We start from the raw sequence: 19,857 nt of genomic DNA on the forward strand, positions 1-19,857 counted from the left end.
GTTGGACTTTCCGATCCTCGCCGGAGCGCCGCAAACTGCGGCGTTCCGACATTTCCTGGCCCGATCATCAGGCCCCGGCCGGGTCCCCGCTGCCTGCGGCAGCGTCCCGGCGTTCGCCTCACCCATGCGCGACCATGACGTGGCGGACCGCCGTGTAGTCCTCCAGCGCGTAGAGCGACATGTCCTTGCCGTAGCCCGACTGCTTGATGCCGCCATGCGGCATCTCGTTCGTGAGCATGAAGTGGGTGTTGACCCAGGTGCAGCCATATTGAAGCCGCGCGGCGGTGGCCATGGCGCGCGAAACGTCCTTGGTCCACACCGACGAGGCAAGGCCATAGTCGGAATCGTTGGCCCAGTTCACGGCCTCGTCCACGTCGGAGAAGCGGGTGACCGAGACCACAGGACCAAACACCTCGCGCTGCACGATCTCGTCTTCCTGCAGCGCGCCGGCCACGACCGTCGGCTGATAGTAGAAACCGCCGCCCGCCACCGGCTTGCCGCCCGTGGTGACCTCGATGTGCTTGCGCTCGGTGGCGCGCTCGACGAAGCTTGCCACGCGGTCGCGCTGGCGGCTGGAGATGAGCGGCCCGATCTCGTTTTCGGTGTCGTCTGCCAGGTTGTACCTGATCGACGAAACCGCTGAGGTGAGGTCGGCGACCAGCTTGTCATAGATCTTCTTGCCGGCATAGATGCGGCAGGCGGCGGTGCAGTCCTGCCCGGCATTGTAGTAGCCGAAGGCGCGCACGCCGGCGACGACGGCCTCGATATCGGCATCGTCGAAGACGATGACCGGCGCCTTGCCGCCGAGCTCCAGATGCGTGCGCTTGACCGAACGGGCGGCGGCCTGCAGCACCTTCTTGCCGGTGGCGATGTCGCCGGTGATCGAGATCATGTTGATCTTGGGGTGGTTGATGAGCGCGTTGCCGACGCTCTCGCCACGGCCGAGCACGACATTGACCACGCCTTCGGGCAGCACGTCGGCCAGGATGCGCGCGAGCTTCAGCGCCGTCAGCGGCGTCTGCTCGGAAGGCTTGAAGACCACCGTGTTGCCGCCCGCAATCGCCGGCGCCAGCTTCCAGGCCATCATCATCAGCGGATAGTTCCATGGCGCGATGGAAGCGACGATTCCGACCGGATCGCGCCGCACCATGGAGGTGAAGCCGGGCAGATATTCACCCGCTGCAACGCCCGGCATGGACCGCACCGCGCCGGCAAAGAACCGATAGCAATCGATGATGGCCGGAAGCTCGTCGTTGAGCACCGCATTGATGGGCTTGCCGCAGTTCAGCGCTTCGAGTTTCGCGAATTCGGCAGCCTCTGCCTCGATGCGCTCGGCGATCTTGAGGAGATAGCCGGAGCGCTGGGCGGGCGTGGTGCGCGACCAGTTGCCGAAGGCCTGTTTCGCCGCGGCGACGGCGGCGTCGATCTGCGCCTGGCTTGCCTCTGGCAGATTGAGGATGGTCTCGCCGGTCTTGGGGTTGAGGATCGGCTCTTCGATCTCGGTGCCTTTCTCGAAGCGCGAACCGATCAGCATCTCTGTCTGCATAATTCTCCTCCTAAGTGCTTTGGTGCGTCCTTCGAGGCCCGCTGCGCGGGCACCTCAGGATGAGGGCTGCCGGCGCGACCTCCCTCATCCTGAGGTGCGAGGCGTCAGCCGAGCCTCGGAGGACGGACCGTGTCGTTGGCGTAGTCATGTCATTTCCCCGAACCGGCGACCTGGTCGCCTTCGCGGGTCAGGTAGTAGGCGGCGAGGATGGGCAGGAACGTCACCAGCACCACCACCATGGCCACCACATTGGTGACCGGGCGCTGGCGCGGCCGCACGAGTTCCTCCAGCATCCAGATCGGCAGCGTCTGCTGCTGACCGGCGGTGAAGGTGGTGACGATCACCTCGTCAAAGGACAGCGCGAAGGCCAGCATGCCGCCGGCAAGCAGCGCGGTGCCGATATTGGGCAGCACGATATGCCGGAAGGTCTGAAAACCGTCGGCGCCGAGGTCCATCGAGGCCTCGATCATCGAGCCCGAGGTACGCCGGAAGCGCGCCACCGCATTGTTGTAGACCACCACCACGCAGAAGGTGGCGTGGCCGAGGATGATCGTCCAGAACGAGAACGGGATATCCGCCAGGTTGAAGGCCGAGCGCAGCGCGATACCGGTGATGATGCCGGGCAGCGCTATCGGCAGGATGACCAGCAGCGACACCACCTCACGGCCGAAGAATTTTGTCCCGCTGACGGCGGCGGCGCAGAGCGTGCCTAGCACCAGCGCGATCGTCGTCGACACCACGGCAACCTTGACCGACAGGCCGAGTGCTGCCCACACGTCGGGCCGGTTCCAAGTGACGCTCAGCCAGTCGAGCGTGAAGCCGGGCGGCGGCCACTGATACGTCTTCTCTTCCGTCGTGAAGGCGTAGACGAAGATCAGCAGGATCGGCAGGTGCAGGAACAGGAGCCCCGCAGCCGCGGCGAGTTTGACGCCCAAGGGCGCGGTCTGGTTGCGATCAGAGCGCATCGAAAGCTCCCATGCGCTTGGCGCCCCACAGGTAAAAACCCATGATGACGACAGGTACGACGGTGAAGGCGGCGGCCAGCGGAATGTTGCCCGCCGTGCCCTGCTGGGCATAGACGGCCTGGCCGATGAACAGGCGCGAGGTGCCGATGATCTGCGGGATGATGTAGTCGCCCAGCGTCAGCGAGAAGGTGAAGATGGAGCCGGCCACGATGCCCGGCAGCGCCAGCGGAAACAGCACGTTGCGGAAGGTCTGGCCCGGCGAGGCGCCAAGGTCGGACGAGGCTTCCACCAGATTGCCCGGCACGCGCTCGAGTGCGGCCTGGATCGGCAGGATCATGTAGGGCAGCCAGACATAGACGAAGACGATGAAGGTGCCGGTGAAGGAGACCGACAACGAGTTGCCGCCGACATAGGGCAGCGACAGCCAGCCATCGAGCAGCCAGGTGAGGTGCAGCTTGTCGAACAGCCAGGTGAGGATGCCTTCCTTGGCGAGGATCAGCTTCCAGGCGTAGATCTTGACCAGATAGCTCGACCACAGCGGCAGCGTGATGCCGATATAGAACAGCGCCTTCCATTTGCCGCGGGCGTAGCGCGCCGCGTAATAGGCGATGGGGAAGGCCACGACCGCCGAGGCAAGCGTGACGCAGGCGGCCATGACGACCGTGCGGATGATGATGTCGAGATTGGCGGCCTGGAAGAGGTCGCCATAGGTCTTCAGCGTGAACTGCCGGTTGATGAGGCCGGAGAACTCGTCGATCGAGAAGAAGCTCTGCAGAAGCAGCGCAAACAGCGAGCCCAGATAGACGATGCCGAGCCAGAGCAGCGGCGGCAGCAGCATCAGGAAAAGCAGCAGCTTGGGCCGGCCCCAGAAGGTGTCAGACAGCGCGCCGGCAATGCCGCCGCGGCTGGGCAGGATGGCGGGCGCGTGCGCGGGGATGACAGCCGAGGCGCTCATTGCGCTTCTTCCATCAGATGCAAGTCGGCAGGCGACCACGACAGGCGGATCGCCGCGCCATCGTCCGGCAGCGGCATGCCGGCGGGCGCAACGACATGCAGGCGCACGCCCTCGGCCTCGACGGTGACGCGATTGGTGGCGCCGAGGAAGCTGCGCGCCCGAACGGTGCCGGAAACGCCAGCGCCGTGACCGTCGCCGAGCGTGATCTTTTCCGGGCGCAGGCTCGCCCAGCGATTGGCACCGCCATGGCGAGCGACGAAATCGGGCGGCAGCACGTTCGACGAGCCGACGAAATCGGCGACGAAGCGCGACTGAGGCCGCTCATAGATGTCCTGCGGCGTGCCGACCTGCATGATGCGGCCGTCGTTGAACACGGCGACGCGGTCGGCCATGGACAAGGCCTCGCCCTGGTCGTGGGTGACGAAGACGAAGGTTATGCCGAGCGCGCGCTGCAGGACCTTCAGCTCTTCCTGCATGTTCTCGCGCAGCTTCAGATCGAGCGCGCCGAGCGGCTCGTCGAGCAGCAGTACGCGTGGCTTGTTGACGAGCGCGCGGGCGAGCGCCACGCGCTGGCGCTGGCCGCCGGAAAGCTGGCCGGGCTTGCGCGCGCCATAGCCGGGAAGCTGCACCAGCTTCAGCGCTTCTTCGGCCTGCCGGCCGCGCTCGGAGCGGGAAACGCCCTTCACCATCAGCCCGTAGGCGACATTGTCGAGCACGTTGAGATGCGGAAACAGCGCGTAGTCCTGGAAGACCGTGTTGACGTTGCGGCGATAGGGCGGAACGCCCTCGGCGCGCTCGCCGAAGATCGAAATGCTGCCGCCGGTCGGCTGCTCGAAGCCGGCAATCAGGCGCAGGCACGTGGTCTTGCCCGAACCCGACGGGCCAAGCATGGCGAAGAATTCGCCGGGCCGGATGTCGAGATCGACCGCATCGACCGCGCGCACGGCGCCGAAGTGGCGGGAGACATTTTGAAAGGAAACGGCTGAGGTCATGCTGGTCTAGCTTTCTTGATGCACAAGCCCCCTCACCCGGCCCGCTTCGCGAACCACCTCTCCCCGTGCCTGGGGAGAGGAAGAGGCGTGTGAGGTATGCGACGCCAACCTCCCCTTCATGGGGAGGTCGCGCCGAAGGCGCGGGTGGGGGTAAAGTTGAAATGCAGGTGCAAAAGCACCCCCACCCCGACGCTACGCGTCGACCCTCCCACTGTGGGAGGGTTAGGCGCTTACCGCCCGCCGATAACGGCGATGTAGTCGGAGACCCAACGGTAGTAAGGCACGCACTCGCTCTGGCTCGCGCACTTGCTGACCGGCGTGCGCCAGAACTTGATCTTGTCGAAGTCCTCGAAGCCGTTGGTCTTGCAGCCTTCTTCGCCGAGCAGCTCGTTGCCCTTACAGGCGGCCGGCACGGCGGGGTTGGAGCCGAACCAGGCGGCAAGGTCGCCCTGCAGCTTGGGCTCAAGGGAATGTTCGAGCCACATATAGGCGCAGTTCGGATGAGCGGCTTCCACATGCATCATGGTGGTGTCAGACCAGCCAGTGGCGCCCTCTTCCGGGATGGTCGAGGCGACGGGCTGCTTTTCCCCCTTGAGCAGGTTGACCTGGAACGGCCATGAGCCGGAGGCGACGACGCCCTCGTTCTTGAAGTCGTCGACCTGGATCATGGCGTCGTGCCAGTAGCGGCCGACGAGCGTGCGCTGCACGCGCAGCAGGTCGAGCGCTGCCTTGTACTGGTCCTCGTTCAGCTCGTAGGGGTCCTTGATGCCGAGTTCAGGCTTGTGGGCCATCAGGTAGTTCGCCGCATCGGCGATGTGGATCGCGCCGTCATAGGCCTGGATGCGGCCCTTGTTCGGCTTGCCGTCTGGGAAATCCATCGGCTCGAACACGACGTTCCAGCTCTTCGGCGCTTCCTTGAAGACATTGGTGTTATACATCAGAACGTTCGGGCCCCACTGGTAGGGCACGCCGTAGTGAACGTTGTCGACGGTGAACCAGGGCGCGTTCTGCAGGCGCTCGTCCACGGTCTTCCAGCTCGGGATGAGATCGGTGTTGATCGGCTGCACGCGCTTGCCGGCGACCAGGCGCAGCGAGGCGTCGCCCGAAGCCGTGACGAGGTCGAAGCCGCCTTCGTTCATCAGCGCGACCATTTCGTCGGAGGTGGCGGCGGTCTTGACGTTGACCTTGCAGCCCGTCTGCTTCTCGAAGCTTGTAACCCAGTCGTAGGCCTTGTCGCTCTCGCCGCGTTCGATATAGCCGGGCCAGGCGACGATGTTGACCTGACCTTCGCCCTTGCCGAGCTCCTTCAGCATTTCCTGCGCCATGACCTGGCTGGAAAAGCTCAGCGCCAGAGTCATGGCCGTACACGTCTTCAGAAACGATTTCATGGCTTCCTCCCATTGTCAGGGGCCGCTCTGGACGGCGGCGACGATCCCCTAAGATAGAAGGTGATCCGAAAACGGAGCATTCGCAAACGGATTTATCAGAAAGGCGATATCGGTTTTTCCGATATCATTGCGCCGGCTAACTCGACCGGGGCCAAATGCCGTCGACGAAACGCTGTCTACTTAGGGTCGTTGCCGGCTCTGACGCTGCAACTGGGCAACGCCGATGAAATCGCGCGCCGACTGCGGCAGGCTGGAGCCGCGCCGCCACACCATGCCCACCTGCACCGCCGGCAAGGAGCCCGAAATGTCCCGCGATTCGATGCGGTCGCCTTCCAGCGACCATGGACGATAGACAAGGTCGGGCAGCAGCGTGACCCCTGCCCCGGTGGCGACAAGGCTGCGCACCGCCTCCACCGAGCGGGTGCGGAAGGCGACATGCGGGCGCGCGCCGAAAGCGGAGAGCAGCTTGCCGGTGTTCTCCTCGATTTCGTCCACCGTCAGCATAATCAGCGGCTCGGCGGCGATGTCGTTGATGCCGATGATGTCGGCGTCGACCAGCGGGTGGCCGAGCGGCAGCCACAGCCGATAGGGCGAGACTTCGAGGATTTCGGCCTGCAGCGCCATGCGATCGCGCAGGTTGGAGATGATCATGACGGCGACGTCGAGCTCGCCGCCGATCAGCAGATGCTCGAGATAATCGCCATTGTCCTCGATGGCCGAGACCTCGATTGCCGGGAAAGCGCGACGATACCGGGCGAGCAGGTCGGACAGCACATAGCCGGCGACCAGCGAGGTGACGCCGAGCTGCAGGCGTCCGCCCAGCTGCTCCGGCATTTCGGAGAAGGTGCGGCGGGCGTCCGACACATTGGCGAGGATCTTGGTGGCATGGCGCAGGAACTGGTGGCCCTTGTGAGTGATGGCGAGCCCGCGCGGATGGCGCTCGAATAGTTCCACGCCAAGGTCGCGCTCCAGATCCTTGATCGCCTCGGTGACCGAAGATTGAGAGATGGAAAGGTTCTGCGCGGCGCCGGAGACAGTTCCCTGCTCGGCCACCGCGACGAAGAACTGCAACTGCCTGATCGTGAATGCCATGGCGCGACTAAACACGGGCGCATGGCGCTTGGGAAGAGGCTGCTAACGCGCAGCCAGCTCTTGTTCACCGAGGCGCCTGCGCGCCTTCCGTCTTAGCGCGAGCATCCACGCGCCTTCGATGAGAAGCACGACAACGATGACCCGGAAGCCAAGGTCGGCCGGGTTCTGGCCGGTGTCCCGGATCATATAGCCGAGGCCAATGAAGATGGCATTCCAGAGCGCGCAGCCGAGGAACGTGGCAATGGCAAAGGGCAGCGCGGCCAGCCGGAAGGCGCCCGCCGGGATTGCGAGATAGATGCGCACGGTTGGCACGAGTTGCGCCGTCAGCGTCGTCGAGAAATGATTGCGGCCATAGGCGCTGGCCAGTCGCCGATAGGTTTCGGGACGCAGGAACACATATTTCCCAAAACGCTCGACCAGCTTCGCCGCGCGGGCCGGACCGAAAAGGCGGCCGCCCGCGTACCAGAGCATCGAGCCGAGCGTGGAGGCAGCCGCAGTCACCAGCAGCAGAACCGGCAGCGCATGGCCGTTTTCGGCGGCGGCCATGCCGAGGAACATCAGCACCAAATAGGAGGGCACGACCGGCACCAGCTTTTCGGCAAACGCCACGCAGGCGATGCCGGCAAGCCCCAGGTCGAGCAAGGCAAGGATCGTGTCGGTCATCCGAACCGCCAGTCGTAGCGGGAGATCGAATTGATCCTCTCGAGCCGGTAGACAGTCGCGGGCGGCAAGTTCCGGAACGTGTGGCCAATGCGGGTCGCGCGCAGATCAAGCCGGTCGAGCAGGCCCTGGTCGATCGGGCAGCGCGGACCGTAGGTGAACTGATAGACGGCGGCGCCCGGCCGCATCACCTTGAACACGCCCTCGAGGATGGCCAGCGTCTTGCGCGGCGGTATGCTGAGGAACGGCAGCCCGCTAACGGTCGCGCCGACGATCGGCTCGCTGAAAATCTGCTTATCGCGCAGGTCCGTCGCATCCATCTGCAGCACGCGTGCGGCGGGAAAGCGCTGCTTGAGCATGCGTGCGAAATCGACACCGGATTCGATCAGCGTCAGGTCGTTTTCCATCACGCCGCGCGAAAGCAAGGCTCGCGTGAACGGACCCGTGCCCGGCCCCAGTTCCAGCACCGGACCAGTATCGGCGCCGATCTCTCGCGTCATCAGTTCGGCCAGCTTTGTGCTGGAAGGCGTCACGGAAGCCACGCGCAATGGCGCGGCCGCCCATGCGAAAAAAAACTGAAGAGCATCACTTGCTGGCATTCGAACCTCCGTCATTGGGCCGGCGATTCGTTCACCAGCTTCGATGGACGTTATTTGCGGGCACTGCATTGCAGCTGCATTGCGCAGTTTCTGAGCTCGAAAAAACCTCTGAAGCAGCCGCCGCCCTCCTGTTCCAACTTCGCAATGTTTCTGCAATGTTGGGGCCGTAGCTGGGTTGCTTGCGATCTCTAGGAGCCTGCTTTGAAAGTCATGCGACCCGCCAAAACCTTTTGAAATCACAAGGAAACAGACCACCAAAATATCTTAAATATGGTCTTTTGATTTTTATAGACCGCCATTTTCGGTAGTAATTCATAGGACAATTATGCATTGCCGAGAACGTTTATCCAGCATTACTACCATAGTGGCAGCTTGCTTATTCTCGACGGCGTTATTTGGTGCGCAGCAGAACACACCGGCGCCACGACTGATGAATTTGGTCGATACGACGCGCCACCGAACCATACCCGTTGCGTTATACGGGTCGACGGAAAACAAGACTGAACGCAGGCCGCTTGCGGTAATCTCTCCGGGCTACGAGGGCCAGAACACCGACTATTCATTTATTGCGAATGACTTGGTCGAAAAAGGCTATGTTGTCGCATCGATCCAGCACGACTTGCCAGGAGATCCACCTATAGCCTCGGAAGGTGACCTGAAAGTCGCCAGACGCCCGAATTGGCAAGCAGGCGTCGATAGTATTTTGTTTGTTATTAAAGCTTTGCGAACTCAGGGGATCGCTGATCAAGGCGCCAGCGTAACCTTGATAGGCCATTCGAACGGCGGCGACATGTCTATGCTGTTTGCAACAGAGTATCCAGGACTCACACGCGCCGTCCTGTCATTGGACAACCGCCGCATGCCGTTGCCGCGCGTGATCAAGCCACGAATTTGCTCCATTCGCTCAAGCGACCAGCAGGCAGACGCCGGTGTTCTTCCGGATGCCAAGGAGATTGCTGATCTGAATATGCTGATCGCAGGCATTCCCGAAATGGAGCATAACAACATGTGGGATGGAGCAAGTGATAAACAGAAAGAGATCATGCTCGGCTATATTTCTGCATGTCTCAATGGTGCTTAAGGCGAGAGCATATAGCGGCTTTCAAAACGGGCTCTGAGGATATTACATGCGCATATTGCTGGTCGAAGACGAACCGGAGATGGTGTCGGCGCTGCGCGCTGCGCTGAAGCGGCACGATATGGTCGTCGACCATGCCGCTTCGCTCAGCGAGGCGGACGATTTCGCCCTGGAGGAAAACTACGACGCCATCCTTCTCGACCGCCAATTGCCCGACGGCGATGGCCTCTCGCTGGTGCGCCGGCTAAGGGGACGCAAGGATGGCACGCCGGTGCTGGTGCTCACCGCGCGCGGCGACATTCCCGACCGCGTCGCGGGGCTCGACAGCGGCGCCGACGATTATCTGGCAAAACCCTTCGCCTTCGAGGAACTGCTGGCGCGGCTGCGCGCGTTGCTCAGGCGGCCGAGCGCGGTGCAGGCGCAGATGATACGCGCCGGGCATCTGGCCTTCGACATGGGCCACCGCGAGGCCACCATTCGCGGCGAGCCGCTGGCGTTGCCGCGGCGCGAGCTTCTGGTGTTGGAGGCCCTGATGCGGCGCACGGGACGAATGGTGCAGCGCGCGGTGCTGATGGAAGCGGTGTTCGGCCTCGACGACGAGATCCAGTCCAACGCGCTCGACACGCATGTCTCGCGCCTGCGCCGCAAGCTTGCCGATGCCGAGGGCGGGGTGACCATCAACGGCATCCGCGGCGTGGGCTATCTGTTGCGCGAGACGGCCAACCCGTGATCCGCATCAAATCCAGATCGCTGAAATGGCGCCTCGTCTTCCGCATCGCGGTGCTGCAGGGCATCCTGCTGACACTGCTCATCGTGCTGATATTTGCCGTCATGCTGGGCACCGGCGTGATCCCGCACCAATATGAAGGCGGGACCATGGACGTGCTGGTCGACGCGGCGACGCGCGACGCCGACGGCGGACTTGAGCTGAAGGAGACGCCCGCACTTGCCAAGCTGCGGGCCACGGTGCCGAACCTGTGGTTCATCATCCGCGACAAGGAGGGCCACCGGCTGGAGGAAGGCAAAGTGCCGGCCGAGTTCCAGCTCTTTGCGGAGCGGCTGGACAATATCAGCGACGCCAGGTTCGACCGCAAGATCGGAGAAGCCGAGCCGCCCGAGGTGAGGGTGCGCTGGACCGATACGGCCGCCGGCAATATCCAGATCATGTGCGGCACGAAGGGTGAGCTCTCGATCCTTCGTGTTCTCATGCAGGCGCCGAACTTTTTTGTGCAGGCCATCCTGCCCCTCACCGGGCTCATGGCGCTGTCGACGCTTTTCGTGACGCCGTGGGTGGTGCACGGCGCGCTGCGCAGTCTGGGAGACGCTGCGGCGGCGGCCGAGCGCATCGACATCGACCAGCGCGGCCTGCAGTTGCCGGCCGACAAGGTGCCGAGCGAAATCCTGCCGCTGGTGAAGGCGGTGAATGACGCGCTGGGGCGTCTCGACCGCGGCTATGAGCGGCACAAGCGCTTCCTGACCGACGCCGCCCACGAGTTGCGCACGCCGGTGGCGATCCTCGGCACCCGCATCGCGGCGCTGCCGCCCTCGCCCGAGCGGGCGCGCCTGCTGCAGGACACGGCGCGGCTGTCGACCCTGACCGACCAGCTTCTCGACCTGCAACGCCTCGACCGCCAGAGCGAGACATTTGGCCCGGTCGATCTTGTCGATGCCGCCCGCACGGTGGTGGTCGACCTCGCGCCCATCGCCTTTGCAGCCGGCTATGAGATGGACTTCGAAGCCGAGGCGCCGTCCGTCATGGTTTCGGGCGACCGCACATCCATCGAGCGCGCGGTGATGAACCTCATTCAGAACGCCATCGAGCATGGCGGCAATGCCGGCAAGATAAGCGTGGGCGTGTCGGCCCGGGCGCTGATCGAGGTGGCGGACGAGGGAATCGGCGTGCCGCCGGAAGAGCGCGAGCGCATCTTCGAGCCCTTCCATCGCTTGCGCCCGCGAAGCCATGGCGCCGGCCTCGGCCTCAACCTGGTGCGCGAGATCATGCAGTTGCATGGCGGCCATATCGAAGTGGTCGATGATGTCGCCAAAGGCGCCTGCTTCCGCATGGCATTTAGGCCATTGGCCGCCTAGAGGCGTTCAGGCCTCGGCCACCGTCAGCCGCGTGCCGGCGGCGGCAAGGGCGGCGGCGATGTCGGGCGGCGGCGCGCGGTCGGTGACCAGTTCGCCGAAACCGCCGAAGCCGCAGACCTGTACCAGCCCCTGCCGGCCGAACTTGGAGTGGTCGGTGACCACCAGCGAGCGCGTGCCGCGCGACAACACCATGCGCGCGAATTCCGCCTCTTCCAGGTCATAGTCCATGACGCCTGCGGCTGCATCGAGTGCACCGATGGAGATGATGGCATGGTTGACGCTGAAGCGGCTGACGAACTCGATTGCCGAGATGCCGAAGGCCGCGCCTGAATCGCTGCGCAGCTCGCCGCCAGCCATATAGACGCGGTTGCCGTTGACGGTCGCCAGGGTGCGGGCGATGTCGGACGAATTGGTCACCACCGTCAGCCGGCGATGGCCGAGAAGCTCGCGCGCGAGGTAGCTGGTGGTCGTGCCGGTGTCGAGCATGACCGACTCGCCGTCGACAATGGTGGTGGCAACCAGGCGGGCGATCGCGCGCTTGGCCTCGCTGTTCTCGCGCATGCGCCGCTCGAAGGGCGCCTCGCCCACGATCGCCGGCAAGCCGATCGCGCCATGCATCTTCATGACCGTGCCGTCGCTGGTCAGCGGCTTGACGTCACGGCGCACCGTTTCCAGCGACACGCCCAGCCTGTCAGCCAGATCGGCGATGCTGATCGTGCCTTCGTCCTGTACCATGCGCAGGATTTCCGCATGCCGTTTGGAGTGGTTCATGATGGGCGCTGCTCTGCCGAAGTTCCATCCTTCATGACCGCTTCATAGGCAATTGTAACGATGATCGCAACGAATACGGGCGCCAATCGGTCACAAAAACACAAAATACCACAAAACTACATTGACAACCCGCTTTCCCCTGCGTGAGATTGCCACTGGGAACAGCACCGGGCCGATTGGCGGCATCAGAAGCGCCAACGCAGCTACGGGGCACACAAGACAAGAAGAACCAGAAGGTAATGGGAGGTTCGACATGCATTCGCGCAGTCGTTTCAACAGCCGCATGGCCAGATTAGCGCTCGGCGCGATGGCCCTGTCGGCAGCCATGTTTCTGTCGTCGGGGCCACAGGCGCGCGCCGAGGATTCCAGCGACCCGATCAAGCTGACCCTGCATGACTGGACCGGCCAGCTCATCACCACCCACATCATGGGCGAGGTGCTGAAGAAGGCCGGCTACAGCGTCGACTACGTGCAGGCCGACTATCTGGCGCAGTTCGCCGGGCTGGAGACGGGCGACCTCGATGTCGCGATGGAGATGTGGGAGACGACTGGGCGCGACGCCATGGACGCCGCCACCGCCACCGGCAAGGTCGAAAACCTCGGCGAGACTGGCATGCAGGCCATCGAGGAATGGTGGTATCCCGACTACATGACCGAGAAGTGCCCCGGCCTGCCCAACTGGGAAGCGCTGAAGGACGAGAAATGCGCCGAGGCCTTCGCAACCGCCGAGACCTATCCTAAGGGCCGCTATCTTGGCGGGCCGGTGACCTGGGGCGGCTTCGATGACGAGCGCGTCGAGGCGCTGGGCCTGCCCTTCGAGGTGGTGCATGCCGGGACCGATGCCGCGCTCTTTGCCGAACTCGAATCTGCCTATGAACGCAAGGCGCCGATCCTGCTCTGGATCTATGCTCCGCACTGGGCGCCGGTGAAGTTCAAGGGCCACTGGATCGAGTTCCCGAAATACGAGAAGGCCTGCTACACCGACCCGTCCTGGGGCGCTAATCCGGATGCGCTCTATGACTGCGCCAAGCCGCGCGGCCCGATCTGGAAGGTCGGCTGGTCGGGCGTGAAGGACAAATGGCCGGGCGCCTACAAGGCGATCAAGGCCTTCCGCCTCGACAACGAAGAAATGGGCCAGATGATCATCAAGGCCGACCTCGAAGGCCAGAAGGTCGACGACGTGGTGGCCGCATGGATGGCCGCCAACGAGGCCCGCTGGTCCGAGTGGATCAAGAAATAGCCTGACGGCTTATGCCCGCCGCGCGTTGCGGCGGGCCTCTTCCCCCAGTGCCTGAAACGACTTTGCGACCGGACGGATCATGCCTTCACCGGAACCGAAACTCATTTGCCGCAACGTATCGAAGATATTCGGCAGCGGCGCCCGGGAATTCATGGCCTCGGCCAAGGCGGACATCTCGGCCGAAGCGCTTTCCCGCGCCGGGCTGGTCGGCGCGGTGCGCAATGTCGACCTAGAGGTCCGCTCCGGCGAGATCTTCGTCATCATGGGCCTCTCCGGCTCCGGCAAGTCGACGCTGGTGCGCTGCCTGTCGCGGCTGATCGAGCCGACCGCCGGCGAGATCCTGTTCAACGGCGAGAATCTTCTGGCGGCGAGCGACGCCCGCATGATCGAGATCCGCCGTCACCAGATGGGCATGGTGTTCCAGAATTTCGCGCTGCTGCCGCATCTCACCGTGCTGGCCAATGTCGCCTTCCCGCTCGAGGTGCAGGGCGTCGACAGGGCGAAACGCGAGGCGCGTGCGCGCCAGATGATCGAACTGGTCGGCCTGTCGGGCAAGGAAAATGCCTTCCCGCGCGAGCTTTCCGGCGGCCAGCAGCAGCGCGTCGGCATCGCCCGCTCGCTGGCTGTCGAGCCGGAACTTTGGTTCCTCGATGAGCCGTTCTCCGCACTCGACCCGCTGATCCGCCGGGAAATGCAGGACGAGTTCATGCGCCTGCAGTCGGTTCTGAAGAAGACCATCGTCTTCATCACCCATGACTTCGACGAGGCGCTTCGGCTCGCCGATCGCATCGCCATCATGAAGGACGGGGCGGTGGTGCAGGCCGGCACGCCGGAAGACATCGTGCTCAACCCCGCCACGGCCTATGTGGCCGAATTCACCCGCAACGTGCCGAAAGCCAAGGTGGTGCGCGTCGCCTCGATCATGCGCCAGGCCAATGGCAGCATGCCGAACGGGGCCGCAACCGTGCAGGCACGCGCGACCGTCTCGGAAGCCGCGCCGGTCTTCGGCGAGAACAGCGAACATCTTGGCGTGGTCGACGGCGACAGCCGCCAAGTCGGCGTGCTGCATCGCGCCGATGTGGTCGACCTGATGATGCGGGGCTGAGCGAAGTGAGCGCGCCGGCCCGCCCCATCGAAACATCCGCGCAAGCTCCGGCCTTTGCGAGAGCCGCGGGCAAGGCCTCGCTCATCGCCTGGAGCGTGGCGATCGCCGCGTTCCTGCTGTTGTGGCGACTTGGCGAGCCGATGGCGAAATGGGCTTTCGACTATCCCAAGGGTTGGCAGGTGCCGCTGGCCCGCTGGATCGGCGACGCCATGAAGTGGCTGGTGAACCAGGCAAGCTTCGGCCTCTTCACCTTCACCGACCTCACGCGCTTCATCGCCAGCATCATCGACCTGCCCTACCGGCTGGCGCTCAGCCTGCTTTCGACCGGCTTCCTGTCGGGCCAGGGCTCGAGCGCAGTACAGATCCTGCCGCCGCTGTCGTGGATCGCGGTGATCGCCATCGTCACCATGATGGGTTTTCACGCCGGCGGGCGGCGGCTGGCACTCATCGTCGGGCTCTGCTTCGGTTTCCTCGCCGTGTTCGGCCAGTGGCAGAGCGCGATGGTGACGCTGGCCTCGATCCTAGTCGCGGTGCCGCTCGGCGTGGTCGCAGGGCTCTCGCTCGGCATCGCCGCCTATCGCTGGCCGCGCTTCGAAAAGGCGCTGACACCGGTGCTCGACCTGATGCAGACCATTCCGGTCTTCGCCTATCTGGTGCCGATCCTGTTCCTGTTCGGCTTCGGGCCGACGGCGGCCGTGGTTGCGACGCTGATCTACGCCATGCCGCCGATGACCCGCATCACCACGCTTTCGCTGCGCTCGGTGCCGTCTGAAATCCACGATCTCGGCAAGATGATCGGCTGCACGCGGCGGCAGATGACTTGGCGGGTGCTGGTGCCGTCCGCCAAGGACAGCCTGATGGTGGGCGTCAACCAGGTGATCATGCTGTCGCTCAACATGGTCATCATCGCCTCGATGATCGGCGCCGGCGGGCTCGGCTTCGACGTGCTGGCCGCGCTGCGGCGGCTCGATATCGGCGCAGGGCTGGAATCGGGCCTTGCCATTGTCGCGCTAGCTGTGGCGCTCGACCGCTTGAGCCAGGCCTATGCCGAGCGCGCCGGAATGCCCGGCACGACGGGTGCAGTAGGCGCCAGCTTCGTGGCGCGAAATCCCTATACGCTGGCCGCGCTGGCGATCGTGCTTGTCACGGGCCTCGCCGGCCTCGCTCTGCCCTTCGTGCAAACCTATCCCGAAAGCCTGCGGCTCTCGACCGGCTCGTTCTGGTCGAATGTCGTGGCCTGGATCAACGTCAACTTCTTCGACACGTTCGAGGCTATCAAGAACGCGGTGCTCCTCAATGTGCTGGTGCCGTTCAAGCGTTTCCTGGGCGGCCTGCCCTGGCTGGGCGTCACCGGCCTCTTGGCCTTTGCCGGCTACCGGCTGGGCGGCATCCGGCTGGCGATCGTGGTCGGCCTTCTCGCATCGCTCATCGCCGCCACCGGCCAGTGGGAAAAGGCAACCATCACCGTCTATCTCTGCGGCATCTCGGTGCTGCTCGCCATGCTGATCGGCGTGCCGGTGGGCATATTGGCGGCGGAGCGCGCGCGGCTCTGGAGCTGGGTGCGCGTCATCATCGACACGCTGCAGACGCTGCCCTCCTTCGTCTATCTGATGCCGGTGGTGATGCTGTTCCGCGTCGGCGACTTCACCGCCATGATCGCCGTCGTCGCCTATTCGGTCGTCCCGGCGATCCGCTACACGGTGCACGGCCTGACCCGCGTCGACCCGCGGCTGATCGAGGCCGGCCGAGCCATGGGCTGCACGCCCTGGCAGATCCTGACCAAGATCAAGCTCAAGCTGGCGCTGCCCGAGATCATGCTGGGGCTCAACCAGACCATCATGTTCGCGCTGTCGATGCTGGTCATCACCGCCCTCGTCGGCACCCGCGATCTCGGACAGGAGGTCTACATCGCGCTGACCAAAGCCGACACCGGGCGGGGACTGGTGGCAGGGCTGGCAGTCGCCTTCATCGCCATCATCGCCGACCGGCTGATCTCGGCGGGCGCGGCGCGCACCAAAGCAAGGCTGGGTCTCGCATGAGGGGGAAACCGTGAGAACCAACGAGCTTCGCATCCGCACTTTGCCGATCTGGAGCGGCGGGGTCAGCATCGAGCCGCTGCGCGGGGGCATCAGCAATGAGAGCTATCTCGTCACCGATGCCAAGGGCCGGCATGTGGTGCGCTTCGGCAAGGACTATCCGTTCCATCACGTCTCTCGCGAACGCGAGATCATGACCGCGCGCGCTGCGCACGCCGCCGGCTTCGCGCCGGCGCTGGAATATGCCGAGCGCGGCCTGATGGTCTCGGCCTTCATCGACGCCCGGACGTATGGCGCCGACGACGTGCGCAAGAACCGCGATCGGCTGGCTCGGCTGATGCGCCGCTTCCATGAGGAAATGCCGCGCCATGTCTCGGGCGCCGGCTTCATGTTCTGGGTGTTCCACGTCATCCGCGACTATGCCCGCACGCTGGACAAGGGCGGCAGCCGCATGGCGTCCGAGCTGCCCGGCTATCTCGCGATAGCCGACGAGCTGGAGCGCGCGCAAGTGGCGCTGCCGGTGGTGTTCGGCCACAACGACCTGTTGCCGGCAAATTTCCTCGACGATGGCGAGAGGCTCTGGCTCATCGACTTCGAATATGCCGGCTTCTCGACCGCGATGTTCGACCTTGCAGGCGTCGCCTCCAATGCGGGCATGACCGGGGACGAAGCCGAGGAGCTCTTGGCCACCTATCTCGGCCGCGAGCCGGACCTTGCCACAAGGCGGGCGCACGCGGCCATGCAATGCGCCTCGCTGCTGCGCGAGGCGATATGGAGCATGGTCTCCGAACTCCACCTCTCCGCCCCCGGCGTCGACTACGTCGCCTACACCGCTGAAAACCTGGCCCGGCTCGACGCCGCGCTCGACCATTACCGCACGACCTATGGAAAGACCGCATCATGACCCTGCCTTCCCACGCTGAGATCGTCGTCATCGGCGGCGGCATCATAGGCTGCTCGACCGCCTATCACGTGGCGCGCGACCACAAGGCCGATGTCGTGCTGCTCGAACAGGGCCGGCTCACCTCCGGCTCGACCTGGCATGCGGCGGGGCTTGTCGGGCAGCTGCGCTCCTCGGCCTCCATCACCCGGGTGCTGAAATACTCGGTCGAACTCTACAAGCGGCTCGACGCCGAGACCGGTCTTGCCACCGGCTGGAAGATGACCGGCTGCCTCAGGCTCGCCACCAACCAGGACCGCTGGACCGAATACCGCCGGCTCGCCACTACGGCGAAAAGCTTCGGCATGGAGATGCACCTGATCTCGCCCGAAGAGGTCAAGCGCATGTGGCCGCTGATGGAGGTGGACGACCTCGTCGGCGCCAGCTGGCTGCCGACCGACGGCCAGGCCAGCCCCTCCGACATCACCCAGTCGCTGGCCAAGGGCGCGCGGATGCATGGCGCGAAGCTCTTCGAAGAGGTGCGCGTCACCGGCTTCGAGATGAAGGACGGCCGCATCACGGCGGTGAAGACCAACAAGGGCGACATCGCCTGCGAGAAAGTGGTGAACTGCGCCGGCCAGTGGGCGCGGCAGGTGGGCGCGATGGCCGGCATCAACGTGCCCCTGCAGCCGGTAAAACACCAGTACATCATCACCGAGAAGATCGCAGGCCTCGCCACCGATGCGCCGACCATCCGCGACCCCGACCGCCGCACCTATTTCAAGGAGGAGGTGGGTGGCCTGGTGATGGGCGGCTACGAGCCGAACCCGCAGGCCTGGACCACAGGCGACGTGCCGAACGACTGGGAATTCCGTCTGTTCGACGACGATTACGATCATTTCGAACAGCATATGACCCAGGCCATCGAGCGCATTCCCGCGCTGGGGCAGGTCGGCGTCAAGCAGATGATCAATGGCCCGGAGAGTTTTACGCCCGACGGCAATTTCATCCTCGGCCTCGCGCCCGAATGCCACAACATGTTCGTCGGTGCGGGCTTCAACGCCTTCGGCATCGCCTCGGGCGGCGGCGCCGGCTGGGTGCTGGCGCAATGGGTGGTCGACGGCGAGGCGCCGCTGGACCTCTGGGTGGTCGATATCCGCCGCTTCTCGGACCTGCACCGCGACCGGCAATGGGTGTGCGACCGCACGCTGGAAGCCTATGGCAAACACTACACGATCGGCTTCCCGCACGAGGAATATGAAAGCGGCCGGCCGCGCATCGTCTCCCCGCTCTATGAGCGCCTAAAGGCGCACCGCGGCGTGTTCGGCTCCAAGCTCGGCTGGGAGCGGCCGAACTGGTTCGCACCCGAGGGCATGGAGGCCAGGGACGTCTATTCGATGGGGCGGCAAAACTGGTTCTCGCCCGTCGGCGACGAGCACCGCCATGTTCGCGAAGCCGTCGGCATTTTCGACCAGTCGTCCTTCGCCAAATACGAGATGACCGGGCCAGATGCGCTGAAGGCGCTGGACTGGATCTGCGCCAACGACGTGGGCAAGCCGGCGGGGCGATTGACCTATACCCAGCTTCTCAACACGCGCGGCGGCATCGAGGCAGACCTCACCGTGGCGCGGCTGGCCGACGAAAAGTTCTACATCGTCACCGGCACCGGCTTCCGCACGCACGACCTTGCCTGGATCTGCGACCATATCGGCGAGGAACTCGATACGACGCTGACCGACGTGACCGAGGATTTCGGCACGCTGTCGCTGATGGGGCCGCACGCCAGGAGCGTACTGGCGAAGGTGACCGACGCGGATGTTTCGAACGCTGCCTTCCCCTTCGGCCACGTCCGCGAAATCTTCATCGCCGGGCATGTGGTGCGGGCGCTGCGCGTGACCTATGTCGGCGAGCTCGGCTGGGAGCTGCACGTGCCGATAGAGGCCACTGGCGAGATCTTCGACGCGCTGATGGCGGCCGGCGAGCCCTGGGGCATCCGCCCTGTCGGCTACCGCGCGCTGGAATCGCTGCGTCTGGAAAAGGGTTATCGCGCCTGGGGCTCGGACATCACGCCCAATGACACGCCGCAGGAGGCGGGCCTGGGCTGGGCGGTGAAGCTGAAGAAGAACACTGACTTCCTCGGCCGCCGCGCGCTGGATGAACTGAACGGCTCAACGCCGAAGAAGCGCTTTGCCGGCTTCACGGTGGACGATCCGGACATCGTTCTGGTCGGCCGCGAGACCATCCTGCGCGACGGCGAGCCTGTCGGCTACCTCACCAGCGGCGGCTATGGCTACACGGTCGGCAAGCCGGTCGGCTACGGCTATGTCCGCAACGCCGATGGGGTCGACGACGACTTTCTTACCTCGGGCGAATACGAGCTCGTCGTCGCCATGGAGCGGACCCCGGCAAAAATCCATCTCGAACCGCTCTACGACCCGGCGGGCAGCAAGGTGAAGGGCTAG

Annotated in this window: 17 protein-coding genes; 8 read left to right on the forward strand and 9 right to left on the reverse strand. The window is 64.5% G+C overall.

Translation table 11 applies throughout. The features are described from left to right. Positions 1–118: 118 nt before the first annotated feature. The 8 genes from M2281_RS05825 to M2281_RS05860 form a co-directional block, all read right to left on the reverse strand. On the reverse strand, positions 119–1,546 hold the full coding sequence (locus M2281_RS05825) for a gamma-aminobutyraldehyde dehydrogenase (RefSeq protein WP_280820135.1): 1,428 nt from the start codon (positions 1,544–1,546) through the stop codon (positions 119–121). 149 nt (positions 1,547–1,695) lie between these two features. After that, positions 1,696–2,511, reverse strand: coding sequence for an ABC transporter permease (locus M2281_RS05830; RefSeq protein WP_280820136.1), 816 nt, complete (start codon positions 2,509–2,511; stop codon positions 1,696–1,698). Next, positions 2,501–3,466, reverse strand: a complete 966-nt coding sequence (locus tag M2281_RS05835) for an ABC transporter permease (protein WP_280820137.1) — start codon at positions 3,464–3,466, stop codon at positions 2,501–2,503. Before M2281_RS05835 ends, M2281_RS05830 begins: the two co-directional genes overlap by 11 nt. Then, entirely contained in the window at positions 3,463–4,458 is a 996-nt protein-coding gene (locus M2281_RS05840) for an ABC transporter ATP-binding protein (protein ID WP_280820138.1), read from the reverse strand. Before M2281_RS05840 ends, M2281_RS05835 begins: the two co-directional genes overlap by 4 nt. 230 nt (positions 4,459–4,688) lie before the next feature. Further along, positions 4,689–5,846, reverse strand: coding sequence for an ABC transporter substrate-binding protein (locus M2281_RS05845; protein ID WP_280820139.1), 1,158 nt, complete (start codon positions 5,844–5,846; stop codon positions 4,689–4,691). Between the two features lie 180 nt (positions 5,847–6,026). Beyond that, positions 6,027–6,938: a LysR substrate-binding domain-containing protein gene (locus tag M2281_RS05850; protein ID WP_280820140.1), complete on the reverse strand. Its 912-nt coding sequence runs from the start codon at positions 6,936–6,938 to the stop codon at positions 6,027–6,029. A 42-nt stretch (positions 6,939–6,980) separates the two neighbouring features. Further along, positions 6,981–7,601 carry a DedA family protein gene (locus tag M2281_RS05855; RefSeq protein ID WP_280820141.1) on the reverse strand — a complete coding sequence of 207 codons (621 nt, stop codon included), beginning with the start codon at positions 7,599–7,601 and terminating at the stop codon, positions 6,981–6,983. Beyond that, entirely contained in the window at positions 7,598–8,197 is a 600-nt protein-coding gene (locus tag M2281_RS05860) for a class I SAM-dependent methyltransferase (protein WP_425537675.1), read from the reverse strand. Before M2281_RS05860 ends, M2281_RS05855 begins: the two co-directional genes overlap by 4 nt. A 430-nt stretch (positions 8,198–8,627) precedes the next feature. On the opposite strand from M2281_RS05860, the gene M2281_RS05865 reads away from it, so the two are divergent. The 3 genes from M2281_RS05865 to M2281_RS05875 are packed head-to-tail and all read left to right on the forward strand — an operon-like array spanning position 8,628 to position 11,363. After that, positions 8,628–9,278: a hypothetical protein gene (locus tag M2281_RS05865; RefSeq protein ID WP_280820142.1), complete on the forward strand. Its 651-nt coding sequence runs from the start codon at positions 8,628–8,630 to the stop codon at positions 9,276–9,278. 46 nt (positions 9,279–9,324) lie between these two features. Beyond that, entirely contained in the window at positions 9,325–10,005 is a 681-nt protein-coding gene (locus tag M2281_RS05870) for a response regulator transcription factor (protein WP_280820143.1), read from the forward strand. A 5-nt stretch (positions 10,006–10,010) separates the two neighbouring features. Next, complete coding sequence (locus M2281_RS05875; RefSeq protein ID WP_425537704.1) at positions 10,011–11,363, forward strand: sensor histidine kinase; 1,353 nt, start codon at positions 10,011–10,013, stop codon at positions 11,361–11,363. A 6-nt stretch (positions 11,364–11,369) separates the two neighbouring features. Here the strand turns inward: M2281_RS05875 and M2281_RS05880 are convergent, their stop codons facing one another. Next, positions 11,370–12,134: a DeoR/GlpR family DNA-binding transcription regulator gene (locus M2281_RS05880; protein WP_280820144.1), complete on the reverse strand. Its 765-nt coding sequence runs from the start codon at positions 12,132–12,134 to the stop codon at positions 11,370–11,372. Between the two features lie 253 nt (positions 12,135–12,387). Between M2281_RS05880 and M2281_RS05885 the strand changes: the two genes are divergently transcribed. The 5 genes from M2281_RS05885 to M2281_RS05905 all read left to right on the forward strand — a co-directional run bounded on the left by M2281_RS05885 (position 12,388) and on the right by M2281_RS05905 (position 19,857). Further along, positions 12,388–13,374 (forward strand): ABC transporter substrate-binding protein, encoded by a 987-nt coding sequence (locus M2281_RS05885; protein WP_280820145.1) that lies wholly within the window; start codon positions 12,388–12,390, stop codon positions 13,372–13,374. A 79-nt stretch (positions 13,375–13,453) separates the two neighbouring features. Continuing rightward, the gene (locus tag M2281_RS05890; RefSeq protein ID WP_280820146.1) at positions 13,454–14,479 is read left to right on the forward strand and encodes a quaternary amine ABC transporter ATP-binding protein; all 1,026 of its coding nucleotides are present in this window, start codon (positions 13,454–13,456) and stop codon (positions 14,477–14,479) included. 26 nt (positions 14,480–14,505) lie between these two features. Next, positions 14,506–16,518, forward strand: coding sequence for an ABC transporter permease (locus tag M2281_RS05895; RefSeq protein WP_425537705.1), 2,013 nt, complete (start codon positions 14,506–14,508; stop codon positions 16,516–16,518). Between the two features lie 10 nt (positions 16,519–16,528). Beyond that, complete coding sequence (locus tag M2281_RS05900; protein ID WP_280820147.1) at positions 16,529–17,419, forward strand: choline/ethanolamine kinase family protein; 891 nt, start codon at positions 16,529–16,531, stop codon at positions 17,417–17,419. Next, a complete protein-coding gene (locus M2281_RS05905; RefSeq protein WP_280820148.1) occupies positions 17,416–19,857 on the forward strand; it encodes a GcvT family protein in 2,442 nt (813 codons plus the stop codon). Before M2281_RS05900 ends, M2281_RS05905 begins: the two co-directional genes overlap by 4 nt.

It is taken from the genome of Pseudaminobacter soli (ex Li et al. 2025) (genome assembly GCF_029892515.1).
Taxonomy (GTDB): Bacteria; Pseudomonadota; Alphaproteobacteria; order Rhizobiales; family Rhizobiaceae; genus Pseudaminobacter; species Pseudaminobacter soli_A.